The organism is Streptosporangium sp. NPDC002524, assembly GCF_040295985.1.
In the GTDB taxonomy this organism is placed as follows: Bacteria; Actinomycetota; Actinomycetes; order Streptosporangiales; family Streptosporangiaceae; genus Streptosporangium.
This window is the reverse complement of record NZ_JBEOWK010000007.1, coordinates 209,148-225,454: the sequence shown is the minus strand read 5'-3', so window position 1 is coordinate 225,454 and position 16,307 is coordinate 209,148. Positions and strand designations below refer to the sequence as shown.

The 16,307-nt window shown below is 70.1% G+C and carries 12 protein-coding genes and 1 riboswitch; of the genes, 5 read left to right on the top strand and 7 right to left on the bottom strand.

The window, feature by feature from the left end:
* Positions 1-71: 71 nt before the first annotated feature.
* Positions 72-1,646 (bottom strand): citramalate synthase, encoded by a 1,575-nt coding sequence (gene cimA, locus ABT053_RS14475; protein WP_350969472.1) that lies wholly within the window; start codon positions 1,644-1,646, stop codon positions 72-74.
* A gap of 447 nt (positions 1,647-2,093) precedes the next feature.
* Between cimA and ABT053_RS14470 the strand changes: the two genes are divergently transcribed.
* Together ABT053_RS14470 and ABT053_RS14465 are read left to right on the top strand one after the other, a co-directional pair.
* Positions 2,094-2,747 (top strand): O-methyltransferase, encoded by a 654-nt coding sequence (locus ABT053_RS14470; protein ID WP_350969471.1) that lies wholly within the window; start codon positions 2,094-2,096, stop codon positions 2,745-2,747.
* Between the two features lie 102 nt (positions 2,748-2,849).
* The gene (locus ABT053_RS14465; protein ID WP_350969469.1) at positions 2,850-3,440 is read left to right on the top strand and encodes a Uma2 family endonuclease; all 591 of its coding nucleotides are present in this window, start codon (positions 2,850-2,852) and stop codon (positions 3,438-3,440) included.
* 300 nt (positions 3,441-3,740) lie between these two features.
* Here ABT053_RS14465 and ABT053_RS14460 read toward each other — a convergent pair whose 3' ends face one another.
* Complete coding sequence (locus ABT053_RS14460; RefSeq protein ID WP_350969468.1) at positions 3,741-4,835, bottom strand: branched-chain amino acid aminotransferase; 1,095 nt, start codon at positions 4,833-4,835, stop codon at positions 3,741-3,743.
* Positions 4,836-5,008: 173 nt separating this feature from the next.
* Entirely contained in the window at positions 5,009-6,055 is a 1,047-nt protein-coding gene (locus ABT053_RS14455) for a 3-isopropylmalate dehydrogenase (protein ID WP_350969467.1), read from the bottom strand.
* Positions 6,056-6,194: 139 nt separating this feature from the next.
* A riboswitch (cyclic di-AMP (ydaO/yuaA leader) is annotated at positions 6,195-6,428 on the top strand.
* Between ABT053_RS14455 and ABT053_RS14450 the strand changes: the two genes are divergently transcribed.
* Positions 6,429-7,025 carry a C40 family peptidase gene (locus ABT053_RS14450; RefSeq protein WP_350969465.1) on the top strand — a complete coding sequence of 199 codons (597 nt, stop codon included), beginning with the start codon at positions 6,429-6,431 and terminating at the stop codon, positions 7,023-7,025.
* Between the two features lie 500 nt (positions 7,026-7,525).
* Here ABT053_RS14450 and serA read toward each other — a convergent pair whose 3' ends face one another.
* A complete protein-coding gene (gene serA, locus ABT053_RS14445) occupies positions 7,526-9,115 on the bottom strand; it encodes a phosphoglycerate dehydrogenase (protein ID WP_350969464.1) in 1,590 nt (529 codons plus the stop codon).
* Between the two features lie 274 nt (positions 9,116-9,389).
* Here serA and ABT053_RS14440 point away from each other — a divergent pair, with 274 nt between their 5' ends.
* Positions 9,390-10,244: a hypothetical protein gene (locus ABT053_RS14440; protein ID WP_350969463.1), complete on the top strand. Its 855-nt coding sequence runs from the start codon at positions 9,390-9,392 to the stop codon at positions 10,242-10,244.
* 257 nt (positions 10,245-10,501) lie between these two features.
* On the opposite strand, the gene ABT053_RS14435 is transcribed toward ABT053_RS14440, so the two are convergent.
* Together ABT053_RS14435 and ABT053_RS14430 are read right to left on the bottom strand one after the other, a co-directional pair.
* Positions 10,502-13,105, bottom strand: a complete 2,604-nt coding sequence (locus ABT053_RS14435) for an ABC transporter permease (RefSeq protein WP_350969462.1) — start codon at positions 13,103-13,105, stop codon at positions 10,502-10,504.
* A gap of 277 nt (positions 13,106-13,382) precedes the next feature.
* Positions 13,383-13,721, bottom strand: coding sequence for a PadR family transcriptional regulator (locus ABT053_RS14430; RefSeq protein ID WP_350969461.1), 339 nt, complete (start codon positions 13,719-13,721; stop codon positions 13,383-13,385).
* A gap of 88 nt (positions 13,722-13,809) precedes the next feature.
* On the opposite strand from ABT053_RS14430, the gene ABT053_RS14425 reads away from it, so the two are divergent.
* Positions 13,810-14,355 carry an FHA domain-containing protein gene (locus ABT053_RS14425; protein ID WP_344749304.1) on the top strand — a complete coding sequence of 182 codons (546 nt, stop codon included), beginning with the start codon at positions 13,810-13,812 and terminating at the stop codon, positions 14,353-14,355.
* Between the two features lie 333 nt (positions 14,356-14,688).
* Here the strand turns inward: ABT053_RS14425 and ABT053_RS14420 are convergent, their stop codons facing one another.
* A complete protein-coding gene (locus ABT053_RS14420; protein ID WP_350969460.1) occupies positions 14,689-16,077 on the bottom strand; it encodes an MFS transporter in 1,389 nt (462 codons plus the stop codon).
* Positions 16,078-16,307: the final 230 nt, after the last annotated feature.

Sequence of the window (16,307 nt, the reverse complement as noted above, 5' to 3'; positions counted from 1 at the left end):
CGTTTCCCGGTGCCTTCCGGTGTTTTCCGGTGCTTTCCGGCGGGGGAACGGCCGGTGGCCCGGTGACCGTGTCAGGCGGTGTGGCCCGCGCGCAGGAGGCCGTAGGTGACGGCCTGCTCCAACGCCTGCCAGGAGGCCTCGATGATGTTCTCGTCGACTCCGACCGTGGACCACTCCCCGGCCGCGTCGCTGGAGGTGATCAGCACGCGCGTGACGGCGTCGGTGCCGTGCGTACCCTCCAGGATGCGCACCTTGAAGTCGATCAGCTCGACCCCCGCCAGCTCGGGGTAGAGCCGCTCCAGCGCCAGCCGTACGGCCCGGTCGAGGGCGTTGACCGGGCCGTTGCCCTCGCCGGTGGCGACGATCCGCTCCCCCTTGGCGTACAGCTTCACGGTGGCCTCGCTGACGACCTCGCCGCCCCGGGCCCGCTCGACGATCACCCTCCAGGACTCGACCTGGAAGTGACGCCTGCGCTCGCCCGCGACGGTGTCGCGCAGCAGCAGCTCGAAGGAGGCGTCGGCGGCCTCGAAGGTGTAGCCCTTCGACTCCAGCTCCTTGACCCGGTTCACCAGCTCCCGCGAGGTGTCGGAGGCCAGCTCGTAGCCCAGCTCGCGGCCCTTGAGCTCCACCGAGGCGCGTCCGGCCATGTCGGAGACGAGCATGCGCATGTCGTTGCCGACCTCGGCCGGGTCGATGTGCTGGTAGAGGTTGGGATCGACCTTGATCGCGCTGGCGTGCAGCCCGGCCTTGTGCGCGAAGGCGGAGACGCCCACGTAGGGGGCGTGGGAGTTGGGGGTGACGTTGGTGACCTCGGTGATCGCGTGGGCGATCCTGGTCATGTCGGCCAGCGCCTCCGTCGGCACGAGGTCGAACCCCCGCTTGAGCTGCAGGTTGGCCACCACGGTGAACAGGTTGGCGTTGCCAGAGCGCTCGCCGTAGCCGTTGGCGCAGCCCTGCACGTGGGTGGCTCCGGCCCGCACCGCGGCCAGGGAGTTGGCGACCGCGCAGCCGGTGTCGTCGTGGCAGTGGATGCCGATCCTGGCCGACGTCCCGACGGCCGCGTTCACGACCTCGGCCAGCTCGTCGGGGAGCATGCCGCCGTTGGTGTCGCACAGCGCGATCACGTCGGCCCCGGCCTCGGCCGCGGTCCTGAGGACCTCCAGCGCGTAGTCGGGGTTGGACCTGTAGCCGTCGAAGAAGTGCTCGGCGTCGAGGAAGACCCTCTGCCCCTCCGTACGAAGGTGGGAGACCGTGTCGCGGATCATCGCGAGGTTCTCCTGGAGGGTCGTACGCAGGGCCAGCTCCACGTGCCGGTCGTGACTCTTGGCGACAAGGGTCACGACCGGCGCGCCGGATTCGCGCAGCGCGGCCACCAACGGGTCGTCGGCTGCCTTCACACCTGCCCGGCGGGTCGCGCCGAACGCGGCGAGCTGCGCGTGCTTCAGGTCGAGCTCTGTTTGGGCTCGCCGGAAGAATTCCGTGTCCTTGGGGTTGGCACCGGGCCAGCCGCCCTCGATGAAGCCGACGCCCAGACCGTCCAGGTGACGCGCGATGGTCAGCTTGTCGGCAACCGTGAGGTTGAGCCCCTCCTGCTGGGCACCGTCACGCAGAGTCGTGTCGTACACGTGGAAGCGATCGTCGGCCATGTCGTTCTCCTTCGCGGGTTCGATGATTCGCCGCGCGCTCATCCGGCTTCTGGAAACAAAAATGACCCCTCACGGACGTGAGAGGTCTGCGCGCTGGCGGTGTCCCTTTTCAGCCAGCGCGCCTGCCGATAATGAGCAGACCGTAGAACATGATGCTTCGGAGTCTGCCATACGCCGACACCATCTGACACATCGATCTCAGGATCCGAGACTTACGGCGTGCCGGCCCGCCCCGGCCACAGGCCTGGAGAACAGCCCGGACGGAACCCGGAACAGGGCCCCGGACGGGCCTTCGGCCACGGATCGGGGCGAACCGCGCACGAGCAGCACGGAGCCTGAACAGGGCCTGAACAGGACCCCAACAGGGCCCGCTCAGTCCCCGGACACGACCCGGACACGACCCGGAATCGCCCCCGCCGCCGTCCGGCACGGGCGAGAATGGGCCCCATGAAGGCGACTTATCTCGACCCCACCGTGGGGCAGTATCTGCTCGCGCACACCACCCAGCCCGACGACGTCCTCGACGCGCTCGCCCTCGAGACCCGTGAGCTGACCGGCAACAACTCGTCGATGCAGATCTCCCCCGACCAGGGGCGTTTCCTTACCATGATCGCCCAGCTCGGCGGCGCCAGGAACGCCGTGGAGGTGGGCACCTTCACCGGATACTCCTCCATCTGCCTCGCCCGCGGGCTCGCCCCCGGCGGCGGGCTCACCTGCTTCGACGTGAGCGAGGAGTGGACGGCGATCGCCCGGACCTACTGGGACAAGGCACGGGTCGCCGACCTCATCGAGCTGAGGATCGGCCCCGCGGCCGAGCGGCTGCGCGAGCTTCCCGAGCACCCGGCCATCGATCTGGCGTTCATCGACGCCGACAAGGTCAACTATCCCGTCTACTACGAGATCCTCATGTCCCGCCTGGCCCCCGGCGGGGTGATCCTCGTCGACAACACCCTGTGGAGCGGCCACGTCGCCGACCCCAGCAGGGACGACGAGACCGTCAGGCACATCCGCGAGTTCAACGACATGGTCAGCGCCGACGAGCGGGTCACCTCGATCATGCTCCCCATCGCCGACGGCCTCACCATGATTCGAAAGCACTGACGAGAACTTTCCCGAATCGCGGGCGCGGAGAAATCTTTTCGATTACTTTGAGTGACGTGACCAACACGTTGCGCCCACCCGTGCGGGGGGAAGGATGACCTCATGGCCAAGACCCTGGACCGTCGCGAGGCGAAGCCCATGTCCACCAACCACCAGGAGCTCGAACGGCACTACCAGAAGACCTGCGATCAGTGGCCCGACCGCAAGGTCGAGCTCATCAACGGCCGGATCGTGGTGAGGGAGTTGCCCACGCTCAACCACGCCAAGATCATCCTGCAGTTGCTGGTCCAGCTCATCCCGTTCGCCACGGCGCAGGGCTGGCACCCCGTATACGACGTCAAGCTCTTCCTCGGGGTCCAGAAAGATCGCTATCGGCCCGACCTCCTCGTCGTGCCGAAATTTCCCCGCATGTGGGACGACGAGAACGTCTACGCCGAGGAAACGCTGCTCGTCGTGGAGGTGGTCTCCCCCAGCAGCCGTGACGACGACCATGTCACCAAGCCGGAAAACTGCGCGATCGCCGGTGTCCCGCTCTATCTGGTGATCGACGCCACCCAGAATCTCGCCCGGCTGCTCAGCCACCCCGGAGAGCGGGGATACCAGCAGCAACACCAGGTGATCCTCGGGGAGTCACTGGAGCTCCCCGCGCCCTGGGACCTCACGATCGACACCGGCAAGCTGATCGAGGAATAGGCCCGCCCGGCGGGAGAGGCCCGGCCGGGTGGGCGGCCAGGTCTCCTCCACGCGAGACCGATGGGACCGGCGGGACCGGCGGGACCGATGGGACCGGCGGCCCTCCGGCCGACCGGCCCCTGCGGACCTCTCCGTGAGCTCCTCCGTACGGGACCGACGGGCATCTCGGCCGACCGGCTCTCACGCCCCCCTCCGTACTGGGCCTGCGGACACGTCTCCGTGCGGAACCGGTGGACACGTCGGCCGACCGGCCCCGCGCTGACCTCTCCGTGGCTCTCCACGGACTTCTTCGTACGGGGACTAGCAGATCTTGTGAACCCAGCTGTGCGGGTCGGGACGGGATCCGTACTGGATGCCCACGAGTTCCTCGCGGATCTTCGAGGTGACGGGGCCCTGGGTGCCGTCGCCGATCGTCCAGGCGCGGTCGGCGCCCTTGACCGAGCCGACCGGGGTGACCACCGCGGCGGTGCCGCAGGCGAAGACCTCGCTGAGCTCGCCCGTCTCGCAGCCCCGCTGCCACTCCTCGACCGACAGGCGCCCCTCCTCGGCGCGCAGGCCGAGGTCGGCGGCGAAGGAGAGGATCGAGTCGCGGGTGATGCCGGGCAGGAGCGTTCCGGTGAGCGCCGGGGTGAGCAGGCGGTCGCCGTAGACGAAGAACAGGTTCATCCCGCCCATCTCCTCGACGTAGCGGTGCTCGCTCGCGTCGAGCCAGACCACCTGGTCACAGCCCTGCTCGACGGCCTGGCGCTGGGCCACGAAGGCCGCCGCGTAGTTGCCGCCGCACTTGGCGAAGCCGGTGCCGCCGGGGGCCGCGCGGGTGTACTCGGTGGAGAGCCAGACCGTGACGGCCTTGCCCCCGCCGAAGTAGGCCGCCGCCGGAGAGGCGATGACCATGTACTTGTAGGTCCTGGACGGGTAGTTGACGCCGAGCGCCGGCTGCGTCGCGATCATGAAGGGGCGCAGGTAGAGGCTGTGTCCCGGCGTGGTCGGGACCCACTCGCGGTCGGTCTGGACGAGCAGCTCCAGCGACTCGACGAACGTCTCCTCGGGCAGCTCGGGCATCGCCATCCGCGCCGCCGAGGTGTTGAAGCGCGCGGCGTTGGCCTCCGGCCGGAAGGTCACGATCGTGCCGTTCTCCTGCCGGTAGGCCTTGAGCCCCTCGAAGAGCTCCTGCGCGTAGTGGAAGACCGACGTCGCGGGGTCGAGGCTGAGCGGGCCGTACGGCACGAGCTTGGCGTCGTGCCAGCCCTGCCCCTCGGTGTAGTCGATCGAGATCATGTGGTCGGTGAAGACCTGCCCGAACCCGGGGCTCGCCAGTACCTGCTCGCGCTCTGCCGCGGTGCGAGCGTGGTCGGAGAGCTGCACGTCGAAGCTGAGCTTCTGAGCGGTGGTCATCGCACGGATCCTTCTCTTGGTGTCTGGCTTACCCTTGGGTCCATTCTGCGTCGGACCGGGTAACGGGAAACTACTCCATCCATGCCGAAAACCGGCAGTGCTGGAGAAACAAAAACGCACCTGGCGGCTCGGATGAGCCGCCAGGCGCGTCGGGGTCGAGGAGGGCGGCTTCCTCAGCCGGCTACTCGGGCGGTGATGTCGTCGCCGATCTCCTGGGTGGTCCGGCCGGCCCGGCCGGACAGCCGCTCGACCAGGTCGTCGGCGACGGCCCGCTCGACCCTGGCGGCCTCGTCGGCCAGGCCCAGGTGGTCGAGGAGCATGGCGACCGACAGGATCGTGGCGGTCGGGTCGGCCTTGCCCTGGCCCGCGATGTCGGGGGCGCTGCCGTGGACCGGCTCGAACATGCTCGGCGCGGTGCGGTCGGGGTTGACGTTGCCACTGGCCGCGAGGCCGATGCCGCCGGCGATCGCCGCGCCGATGTCGGTGAGGATGTCGCCGAAGAGGTTGTCGGTGACGATCACGTCGAAGCGCTCGGGCTGGCTGACGAAGAACATCGAGGCCGCGTCGACGTGGCAGTAGTCGGTCTGGACATCGGGAAACTCCAGGCCGACCCGGTCGAAGGTGCGGGCCCAGAGGTCACCGGCGTAGGTGAGCACGTTGGTCTTGTGGACCAGCGTCAGCTTCCTGCGCGGGCGGCCCTGCGCCTTGGCGAAGGCGTAGCGCACGACGCGCTCGACGCCGTAGGCGGTGTTCAGCGACTCCTGGGTGGCGATCTCGTGCGGCGTGTCCCGGCGCATCACGCCGCCCGCCCCGGCGTACGGGCCCTCGGTGCCCTCGCGGACGACGATCATGTCGATGTCCTCGGGGCGGGCCTTGCCCAGCGGCGTCTCGACGCCGGGGAAGAGCTTGACCGGGCGGAGGTTCACGTAGTGGTCGAGCCGGAAGCGGAGCTTGAGCAGCAGGTCGCGCTCCAGGATGCCCGGGGGCACGCTGGGGTCGCCGACCGCGCCGAGCAGGATCGCGTCGTATCCGCGCAGCTCTTCGAGGACCGTGTCGGGCAGGGTCTCGCCGGTCTCGTGGTAGCGCTTGGCGCCGAGGTCGTAGGTGGTGGTCTCCACCTTCGTGCCGACCGCTTCGAGGACCTTCAGCCCCTCGGTGACGACCTCGACTCCGATTCCGTCCCCGGGGATGACCGCCAGGCGAATGTTACGCGAATCCATGCAGGCACCTTACCGGTCCGTCTCGGTGATCGAACAGCGGTCTCACCCTCCGGACACATGCACCTTCAGACCCCCTGATCGTTTTGTCCATTTTTGCTTCCTATTGACCGTTTCGGGAGGTTTGGCTATGGTCCTCCCATTCACATCAATGCCTAATCCGTACGGGCCATCCCCTTACCGGGCCCGCACGGAGCCGGGGAACCACTCTTTACGGGATCTACCTGGCCTCGGGAACCCCGCTCCTCCCCCGGAGCGCCGTTCCCGGCCGTCGTCAGGTGGATTCCTTGGGGCGAATCAGCGCGTTCTCGCGCCGTAGGGCGGCCTCCACGCCCGAGCCCGACAGCTCACCCGGCCGGCCTTATGGAAGGAATTCATGCTGTCCGGCACAGTTCTCCCCCGCGTCCTGTCCATCTCCGCCTCCCTGATCGTCGCGGGCGCCGCGGTGTGCGCGGCCTCACCCGCCGCCCTGGCCGCCTCCCCGCCCCCCGCCCCCGGGCCCGCCGCGCTCAACACCCCCGCGCTGAAAGAGGCCCTCAAGGCGGTGGCCGTCAAGCCCGCTTGGCAGAAAGCCGTGAAGTGGGCCCTGTCCAAGCAGGGAACGCCCTACGTCTGGGGCGGCACCGGCCACGGCGGCTTCGACTGCTCCGGCCTGGTGCTCCGCGCCTACGGCGCCGCCGGGATCAAGCTCCCCCGCGTCACCAACGACCAGTACGCCGCCTTCTCCAAGAAGATCGCCTGGAAGGATCTCAAGCCCGGCGACCTGGTCTTCTTCAGCGGCCTCGGCCACGTCGGCATGATCACGAAGCCCGGCTACATGGTTCACGCCCCGCAGACCGGCGACGTGGTCAAGGAGGAGAAGCTCGACTCCTGGCGCCGCGACTCCTTCGCGGGCGCGGTGCGTCCCGACCCGCAGGGCGTTCAGCTGGCCAAGCGGGTCAAGCTCGCGACGGAAACCGTGGCCGGCGGATGAGACACGCCGGCGGATCACCGCCGGGAGGCTCCGAAGATCCCGGCGGCGAGAACGGGCTCAGCGGGTGGGGACACCACCGTTGTCCCTGCGGTCCAGAGCGGTCTGGAGCGCGTCGGTGGCCTCGTCCTCGGTCTCGTCGGGACGGTTCCAGGGATACATGTCGTACATGGCGAATCTCGTCTCGGTCGCATGCCAGCAAGGAAGGTGGTCGAGACTCCGGTCGGGACTCCGACCAGGCCTGATGTCGCGGGTCCGGATCACGGACCGCCGACGACGGGGGCTTGGAGCCGGCACGCGCCACGACACCGCGGCGAGTCGCCGGCCTGCCCCTGTCAGGCCTCGCCGCGGCAGGTAGGAATTACGAGAACCTGGCGCATATCACTCCAGGTTACCCGGCGGCGGAAACACCGTCTCGTCCGGCGTACACACTTCTCACATGCTGAGACGAGAGGTGGCCGCCGTCCCGGTCTCCGGGACGGCGGCCACCTGGGCTTTTCCGGCTAGTCGGCCAGGTCGACCGAGCGGCCGCTGTCGGCGCCGATCTCCGAGCCGATCTGGTCGATCACCTCGGCCGGGATGGCGGTGTCGACGGTGAGCGCGATGAGCGCCTTGCCGCCCTTGACGTCACGGGCCACCTGCATCGAGGCGATGTTGATCGAGTGGTCGCCGAGGATGCGGCCGACCACGCCGACGATGCCGGGCCGGTCGGTGTAGGTGAAGAACGACAGGTGGTCGGTCGGCTCGATCTCCATCTGGTAGCCGTTGACCTCGACGATCTTCGTGATCTGCCTCGGCCCCGCCAGGGTGCCGGAGACCGAGATCGCGCGGCCGTCGGCGAGGACGCCGCGGACCGTCACGACGTTGCGCCAGTCGGGGCTCTCGGAGCTGGTGATCAGCTCGACCGTCACGCCGCGGTCCTTGGCGAGCAGCGGGGCGTTGACGTAGGTGACCGAGTCCTCGACCACGTCGGTGAAGACGCCCTTGAGGGCGGCCAGCTCCAGCACGCGGACGTCGTGGGAGGCGATCTCGCCGCGCACCTCGACGTCGAGCTTGGTGGCGACCTCGCCCGCGAGGGCGGTGAACACCCGGCCGAGCTTCTCGGCCAGCGGCAGGCCCGGCTTGACGTCCTCGGCGACGGCACCGCCCTGGACGTTGACCGCGTCCGGCACGAACTCCCCGGCGAGCGCGAGCTTCACGCTGCGCGCGACCTGGGTGCCGGCCTTCTCCTGGGCCTCGTGGGTGGAGGCGCCCAGGTGCGGGGTGACGACGACCTGGTCGAGCTCGAAGAGCGGGCTGTCGGTGACCGGCTCCTTCGGGAACACGTCGATGCCGGCGCCGGCGACGCGGCCCTCCTTGATCGCGGAGTAGAGGGCGTTCTCGTCGATGATGCCGCCGCGGGCGACGTTGATGAGGCGGACGTTCGGCTTGACCGCGTGGAGCTCCCTGTCGCCGATGAGACCGATGGTCTCCTTGGACTTGGGCAGGTGCACGGTGATGAAGTCGGCCTCGGCCAGGGCCTCCTCCAGCGAGACCAGCCGGACGCCCATCTGCGCGGCGCGGGCCGGCTGCAGGTAGGGGTCGTAGGCGATCAGCTCGACGCCGAACGGCTGGAGGCGTTGCGCGACCAGCTGGCCGATCTTGCCGAGGCCGAGGATCGCGACGACCTTCTCGTCGAGCTCCACACCGGTGTACTTCGAGCGCTTCCACTCGCCGCCCTTGAGCGCGGAGTGCGCCTGGGCGACGTTGCGGGCGGAGGCGAGGATGAGGGCGACGGTGTGCTCGGCGGCGCTGGTGATGTTGGAGGTCGGCGCGTTGACGACCATGACACCGGCCTTGGTGGCGGCCTCCACGTCGACGTTGTCCAGGCCGACGCCCGCGCGGGCGACAACGCGGAGCCGGGGAGCGTTGGCGATCGCCTCGGCGTCGACCTGCGTGGCGCTGCGCACGATGAGCGCGTCCACGTCGGCGAGGGCGGGCAGGAACTGGGCACGGTCGGCGCCGTCGGTGTGGCGGACTTCGAAGTCCGCGCCCAGAACCGCGAGACCGGCCTCGGAAAGTTCCTCAGCGACCAGTACGACGGGCTTGTTCACAGGCTGGATCCTTACTAGACGGTGAGGGGTGCACGGACCTCACGTAGTCTATCGGCGCTTGTGAACGCGTTCACGAGTGTCCCGCGATCCGAGACGCCTCGATGCCCGGCGGGACGCTCCCGGAGGCTCGCGGGACGCGAGGGGACCCAGCGACACAGGAGACGGTTACCCGTCTTGACAGATCTCATGCGCTCAAAATTCAAGTTGGTATTGATCCCAGGAAAACTTCGCGATTACCCTGATAAGCCGTGGTCCACTACCTATCGTTCCTCATATGAGCATCGGGAACCCCGCTCTCGGCAACGTGCTCGCGCAGCACGGCGATCCGCACCGGCTGCTTGCGGCGCTGGCCGAATGGGGACTCCTGGTTGCCGTGCGACCCGACCGCTCCGTCGTGCTGGGCACGACCCAGGCCGGTGATCGTGTCCTGCTCGGATACACCTCGGCGGACACCTACGCGCGGCACCGTGGCAGCCACTCGCTGTCGGCGTGCGACGCCGACACCATCCTCGACATCCAGCGCGTCACCGGCGTGCGGGAGATCGTGATCGACGCGGCGGGCCCGGCGGCCGCGGCCGTGCCGATCGAGGATCTCCAGCGCTACCTGCTCTCGACGCGCAGCGGCCCCACGCCCGCGCTGTCGAGCGCGGCGCCGACGGCGTACGCGACCGGGGCGATGGCCACGGTCTCGCGTCCCGCGCCCGCGCGCCCGCCGAGAGCGCCGGTGCCCGCCGCGCCCTCCCAGCCGTGGATCCCGGCGCCCCGGCCACATCTGTCGGGCCCGATGCAGCTGGTGGACCCGGGATACCGCCGGTGCGACCACCCGATCCTGCCCGCGCTGCGCGCCGCGATCTCGCAGCTGCTCATGGACTACCCGCTCGTCCACCACGTGTGGATCTCCGAGGCCGGCACCTCCTCGGGCGCGCCGGGGATCATGCTGCACGTGAAGGTGCACATGTCGGCGGCCGAGGACGTGGTCAGGGACATCCATCGCGGGGTGCGCGCCCGGCTGCCGCAGCTCGCCGCGAGCGAGGCGCCGATCCTGATGGCGAGGGTCGCCGACGCGCGCAGCGAGCAGCGGATGGTCGAGCTGGGCGCCCACGTGGTCTGCGCCGACGTCACCGACTGAGCGACGCCTCTCCGCCGTACGACGCCCCCGGAAGCGGTTCCGGGGGCGGTTTCCGGGGATCCGGGGATCGCCTCCGGCGGGGTGACGCGGGAAGGCGGCTCCCGGACGGCGACGCCGGAAAGGCGGCTCCCCGGACGGCGGTGTTCTCGTGTCACCGTCCGGGGAACCGGCGCGTCCGTCCTCGGGCCTCCCGCGCCACGAGACACGCCACGAGACACCACGAGACGCCACGAGACGTCGCGGGCGCTAGCCGGTCGCTAGCCGGTCCTGCGGGTCAGGGTCGTCTTCGTCCGGGTGAACGCCCCCGCCACCAGGGCGGCCAGCACCGGCAGGCCGATCACCACGGCCGCGAGCAAGAGCCAGGGGATCTCGATCTTCGGTGTCGGCGGAATAGCGCGAAGCGCCTCGGCCGGCGTGAGCAGGAAGCTGTACATCCTGGACGTCATGGGCCAGGTCGCGGCGACTCCGGTCACGGAACCGGCGATCGTGCCGATCAGGACACCGAGCCCCGCGATGAATCCGGCCTGTCCGGCGACGACCAGCCTGCGCGTGCCCGGCGGCGCCCCGACGGCGGCCATCGTCGCGAGATCGGAGCGCATGTCGGCGGCGGCGAGCCCGGTGGCGACGAACGTGCCGCCGAGCACCAGAACGAGTGCCGCTCCCATGAGCAGCCACAGTGTCGGGGCGACGTCGTTCTGGAACCCGCGCTCGACCGTGACCCGGACGTCGGCCCGGGGGACCACTCCCGTGAGCTCCCACTCCAGGTCCAGCTCCTGCCGGGGAGTGAGTTCGTGCGAGGCCGGGGCGGCGTACAGGAAGCGAGGCCTGGTCTCCAGGCCGGCGTTCCGCAGGGCGGCGGGCGGCAGCACCGCGATGGCGTACTGGGGGTCGGCGACCGTGGCCAGAACCGCCGGAACCGTGATCTCGCCGGGTGTCGGTTCCTCGCCCCTGGTCGCCTCCAGGATCAGGGAGAGCCTTCCTTCCCGGATTATCCGGGGGTCGAACACCACCGCCTTTCCCGAGGCGAGCGCGGCCGACGCCACCGGGTCCCGCCGGCCCTGGACGAGCGTGAGCAGCCGCTCGTCCCCGATCGGGAGGTACCAGTGGGAGCGTTCCGCCGCGTTCTCACCGGTGAACCGGACTCTCATGCCGACCGTCACTCCCTCGGCGTCCGTCGCCTCGGCCCCCTCGATCAGTGGCACCCCCGGCAGCTCGCGCCGGACGGCGGCTCTCAGCGTGCCCCAGCGGTCGTCGTCGAGCCTCCCGGCCTGGATGGTCATGGTCCCGGCCGGGACGGCCGCCTGGAAGTTGTCCCGGTGCTGGGCGAAGTTGCTGTTGCTCGCGATGGCGAACGCGACGACCGCGGCCGTGGCGGTCATGACCGCCGCGACGGCGGACGCGGTGCGGCCCCGGTGGCGGGAGGCGTCGCGAGCGGCCAGGCGGAAGGGAAGCGGCAGCCGGGCCGCCAGGCCCGCCGCCCCCTTCACCAGCCTCGGTGCCAGCGCGACCAGCCCCAGCTGCGAGAGGACGGCGGCGGAGTAGACCCAGACCACGTTGTACCTGATGGCGAACACGGTCGCCGCGGCTCCCGCGGCGAGCAGGAGCAGCCCCAGGACCGGGCGGCCCACCCGGTCACGCACCTCGCTCCTGCGGCCGGCGAGCACCGCCGCCGGGTCCTGGCGGGCCGCCTGCACCGCGGGGACCAGCGCGGCGACGAGCCCGCTGCCCGCTCCGAGCAGGGCGACCGCCGTCACGGAAACCCAGGGGATCTCCAGGGGACCGGCCACGCCGACCACCTTGCCCAGCAACAGGGGGACGGAGGCCCACGCCAGGCACACCCCGAGGACCAAGCCGGCCACCGCCGCTCCGCAGCCGAGGACGACGCCGTCGGCCAGGACGATCAGGCGCAGGTGCGCCGGGGAGCCGCCCTGCGCGGCGACCAGCGCGAGTTCCCGGCGCCGCCGCCTGAGACCGACCGCGAAGGCGGGACCTGCGAGCAGCACCACCTCCAGCACGATCATGACTCCGACGAGCCCGATCCCGACGAGCTGGTCCTCGTCGTACGAGGAGAAGAGGAAGCCGGCGTCGTCGGGCGGATTCTCGACGACGGCACGGGACGCGACCAGCAGACCGGCCGCGTTCAGCCTCTGGACGGTGGCGAACGTGACCGGTCCGGGGGTGTCGGCCAGCCAGCCGGTGCCCTGGGTGGTACCCGGCTTGTCGAAGAGGAGCGTGCCGGGAAGGCTGACGATCTCCGCCTCGCGGATCCTGTGCGGGGGTTCGACCACGCCGACGACCCTGATCGGTCTCCTGTCCCGCGTGACCTCCAGCAGGGCGCCGAGGCGAGCCCCTCGCGCCAGGATCTCCGGGGTCACCGCGATCTCCTGGGCGGAGACCGGGACGCGGCCCCCGGCCAGGCGGTACATGCCCGCCGTCAGGGGGTCCCGCAGGTCCACTTCCCGTACGGAGACATGATCACGGCCGTCCCGGGCCACGTAGTCGACGCTGCCCTCGTACACCGGCAGGAGCCGGGTTCCGGGCTCCAGGAGCTTCTTCACCTCGGCTTCCGTCCAGGGCGGCGTCAGGCCGGTGGAGGGTTCGCCAAAACTTGCCCACATCCCGCCACGTATGTCCTGATTCACCTTTCCCCGGATCGGGCTCAGCCTGATCCGCGCGTCGGCCGCGCCGATGTCCGCCGTGAGACCCTCGCGAGGGTTGATGTCCGCGGTCTCGTAGAGGGTCAGGAAACCGGTGATGACGAGTACGGGCAGGCCGATCATCAGCATGATCAGGGCAGTGCGGCCCCTGGCGCGCCGGGCGTCCCTGCGGGAGATCCGCAACGCGGCGAGGAGGGCGCTCACGCGACCCCCTCCGCCCGCCGGGAATCCGCCCGCGGCCACCGGAGATCCGCCGGCCGCGGGCGATCCACTCGCCGCCGGAGACCCACTCGCTGCCGGAGAGCCCTTCGTCGCCGGAGACCGGTGGGCCGCCGGAGGTCGGTGAACCGCCGAGGATCGGTAAGCCACCGGAGGTCGATGAGCCGCTGGAGATTGGTGAGCCGCTGGGGATCGGTAGGCCGCCGGAGGTCGAGGGGGCGCTGGAGGTTCGCGGGTGCGCTCCGTGTGTCCGGTCGCTCGTTCATCGGGCGCTCTCCAGGAGGGGGGCGGTGGTGGCCGCCAGGGCGAGCTTGATGACCAGCTCGTCCCGAGGCCGGTCCGACTGGGCGACGGGGGTGCCGAACCATCGCTCCATCTCGGCCAGACCGGCCTCGGTGATCGAGTGGACGACCCGGCCCTGCTGGTCCTGCTCGCCGGGGCTCACCAGGCCGTCGCGTTCCAGGCGGGAGAGCGTCGTGTAGACCTGGCCGATGTTGAGTGGCCAGGTCGCCCCCGTCGACGCCTCGAACTCGGTACGCAACTGGTAGCCGTGGCGGGGCCCCTGGCTCAGCAGGGCCAGGAGTCCCTGTCGGATCGCCATGAATACTGAGTATGCATACGCAGTATCCATGAGGCAAGAGATCTGCATATTCTGGACAGGTTCCGCCCTTGGGGCCGATACTCGGAGGATGAGCTCGACGCATCCCCCGGCCCGTGCCTCCGACGGGGACCGCGATCGCGCGATCAGCGAGCTACGTGACCGTGCCGTCGAGGGACGCCTGTCGCACGACACCTTCCTCGGCCGTGTCGACATGGCCCTGCGCGCTCGCAACCAGGGTGAGCTCGACAACCTGGTCGCCGACCTGCCGCAACGCGGCCGGTTCCGCCGCATGGTCACCGAGGCCGTCGCCTCCGCCTCTGACTTCACCAAGCGTGTGGAGTCGGCCTGGCGACGCCCCAGGCTGCCCCGGCTCGCGCTGCCCGGCGACGGCAGGACCCGCTACGTGGTGGGCCGTGGCTCCGCCTGCGACCTGGTCCTCGCCGACCTGACCGTCTCCCGGGTGCACGCCGAGCTGCGCCGTGACGAGGAGGGCTGGGTCCTGGTCGATCTCGGCTCGCTGAACGGCACCCGGCTGAACGACTGGCGCCTGGTCGGCCCGGCGAAGGTCCGGCCGGGCGACGTCGTCTCCTTCGGCGACTGCGGCTTCCTGATGATCACGCCCCAGATGCTCTGACGGCCGACCAGGCCTCGGATCCCCTGACCGCCCAGGTCTCGGATCCCCCGGCCGCGCACGCCTCGGCTCTCCCCTGACCGCGTGCCTCGAATGCTCCGGCCGCACGCCTCGGGTGCCCTGACCGGCCGCGCCCAGGCCATCCCGAGCCGCACACGGCTTCCCCGGACGCACCGGCTTTCCTGGATACACCGGCTTCCCCGGACGCACCGGCTTTCCTGGATACACCGGCTTCCCCGGACCACGCCACGACCACTCGGACCGCGCTTCGGGCGCCCCCCGAACGCGCCACGGTCACCTCGGACCGTGGCGTGGGTTCCCGTGGAGGGAGCCGCCTCAGTTGTCCCGCGTCTCGACCGTGTCGGCCGGGGTCGTGGCGGCGGCGTCCTGGGCCTCCCTGATCTTCGCGGCCGTCAGGGTGTAACGCAGGGTCAGCAGGATGCTCACCCCCATCAGGATCGCGGGCAGCAGCGTTGTGCCGTACAGCACCGCCGTGGTCGCCGACTCGGGCTGGGCGACGGGGGTGGAGGGGTCGGACTCGACGAAACCGGTCGCGGCCAGTAGCCAGCCGAGCACGAGCGCGCCGAACGCGAAGACCACGGTCTCCGCGGCCGTCCAGAGCCCGGTGAACACCCCGGCCCGGCGCTTGCCGGTGACCAGGGCGTCATGGACGATCACGTCGGAGAGCATCGAGAACTGCAGCAGCTGGAGCCCCGCGTAGCCGATGCCGACGAGGAGCACGCACGCGTGCGCGTACGCCGAACCGAGCGAGCCGGAGAAGGCCATCCCCACGGTGCCCGCCATGAACAAGGCCGACGACAGGATCATCGCGCCGCGCTTGTCGTAGCGCTTGGACAGCCAGACCCAGAGCGGCATGGTGATCAGCAGCGGGCCGACGATGCCCAGGAAGAGCGTGGTGGTCGCCGCCGGGTCGCCCAGCGTGTAGGTGGCGTAGTAGGGGGCTCCGGCCAGCATGACGCCGGCCGAGAACATCTGGGCGCAGCTCAGGCCGAGCAGCACCATGAACGTCCTGTTCGAGCGGGCAGCGGTGAACTGGGCGGCGATCGACGGCTCCGCCTCGGCACGCGCGATCATCGGGGCGCGGGCCGTTCCGAAGAAGGCGGCGAGCATCGACAGCAGCAGCACGGCGCCGATGACCATCCCCATGATCCGGTGGCCGGAGACGTCGGTGCCCGCGATCGCCGGAGCGCCGGCCCCGGCGAGCAGGATCCCCAGGCCGACGAAGACCATCTTCCACTGCAGGAGCGAGGAGCGCTCGTGGTAGTCGTCGGTCATCTCCGCGGGCATCGCCTTGTACGGGACCTCGTAGAAGGCGTAGGCCGTCGCGGTGAGGAAGTAGAAGAAGGCGACGTACAGGGCGGCGGAGACGCCGGTGAGCGGGGGGCCCGCGAAGGTGAGGGCGAACGTGACCGGCAGGGTGACCGCGCCCAGGAGCATCCAGGGGCGGCGGGCGCCGAAGCGGGAGACCGTCCGGTCGGAACGCTGGCCCACCCAGGGGTTGATGAACATGTCCCAGAGCTTCGGCAGGAAGACCACGATGCCGGCGATCCAGGCGGGAACCGCGAGCACGTTCGTCATGTAGAAGAGCAGCAGCAGTCCGGGGACCGTGGAGAAGGTGGCGGTGCAGATCGAGCCGACACCGTAGCCGACGCGCACGCCGCGCGACACGGTGACGACGGCGGGGGAGGGCGCCGGGGAGACCATGCCACATTCAATCGCAGCGAGCGGGCGGCCGGTAAGACCCGGGGCGGGGCGCGACACCGGAAGACGAGAATATTTCGGCTCCGCCTGGACGGCGACTCCGGGTGACTGCCCCCCCTCCCGCCCTGCGGCGATCCAGCGGCACGACTCCTACTTATGCGCTATATGTCCAGCTCAGAGCACCTATAGATGGAAATATCCGTATTAAGGGGTCCGGGGTGTGAGCCCGGGCA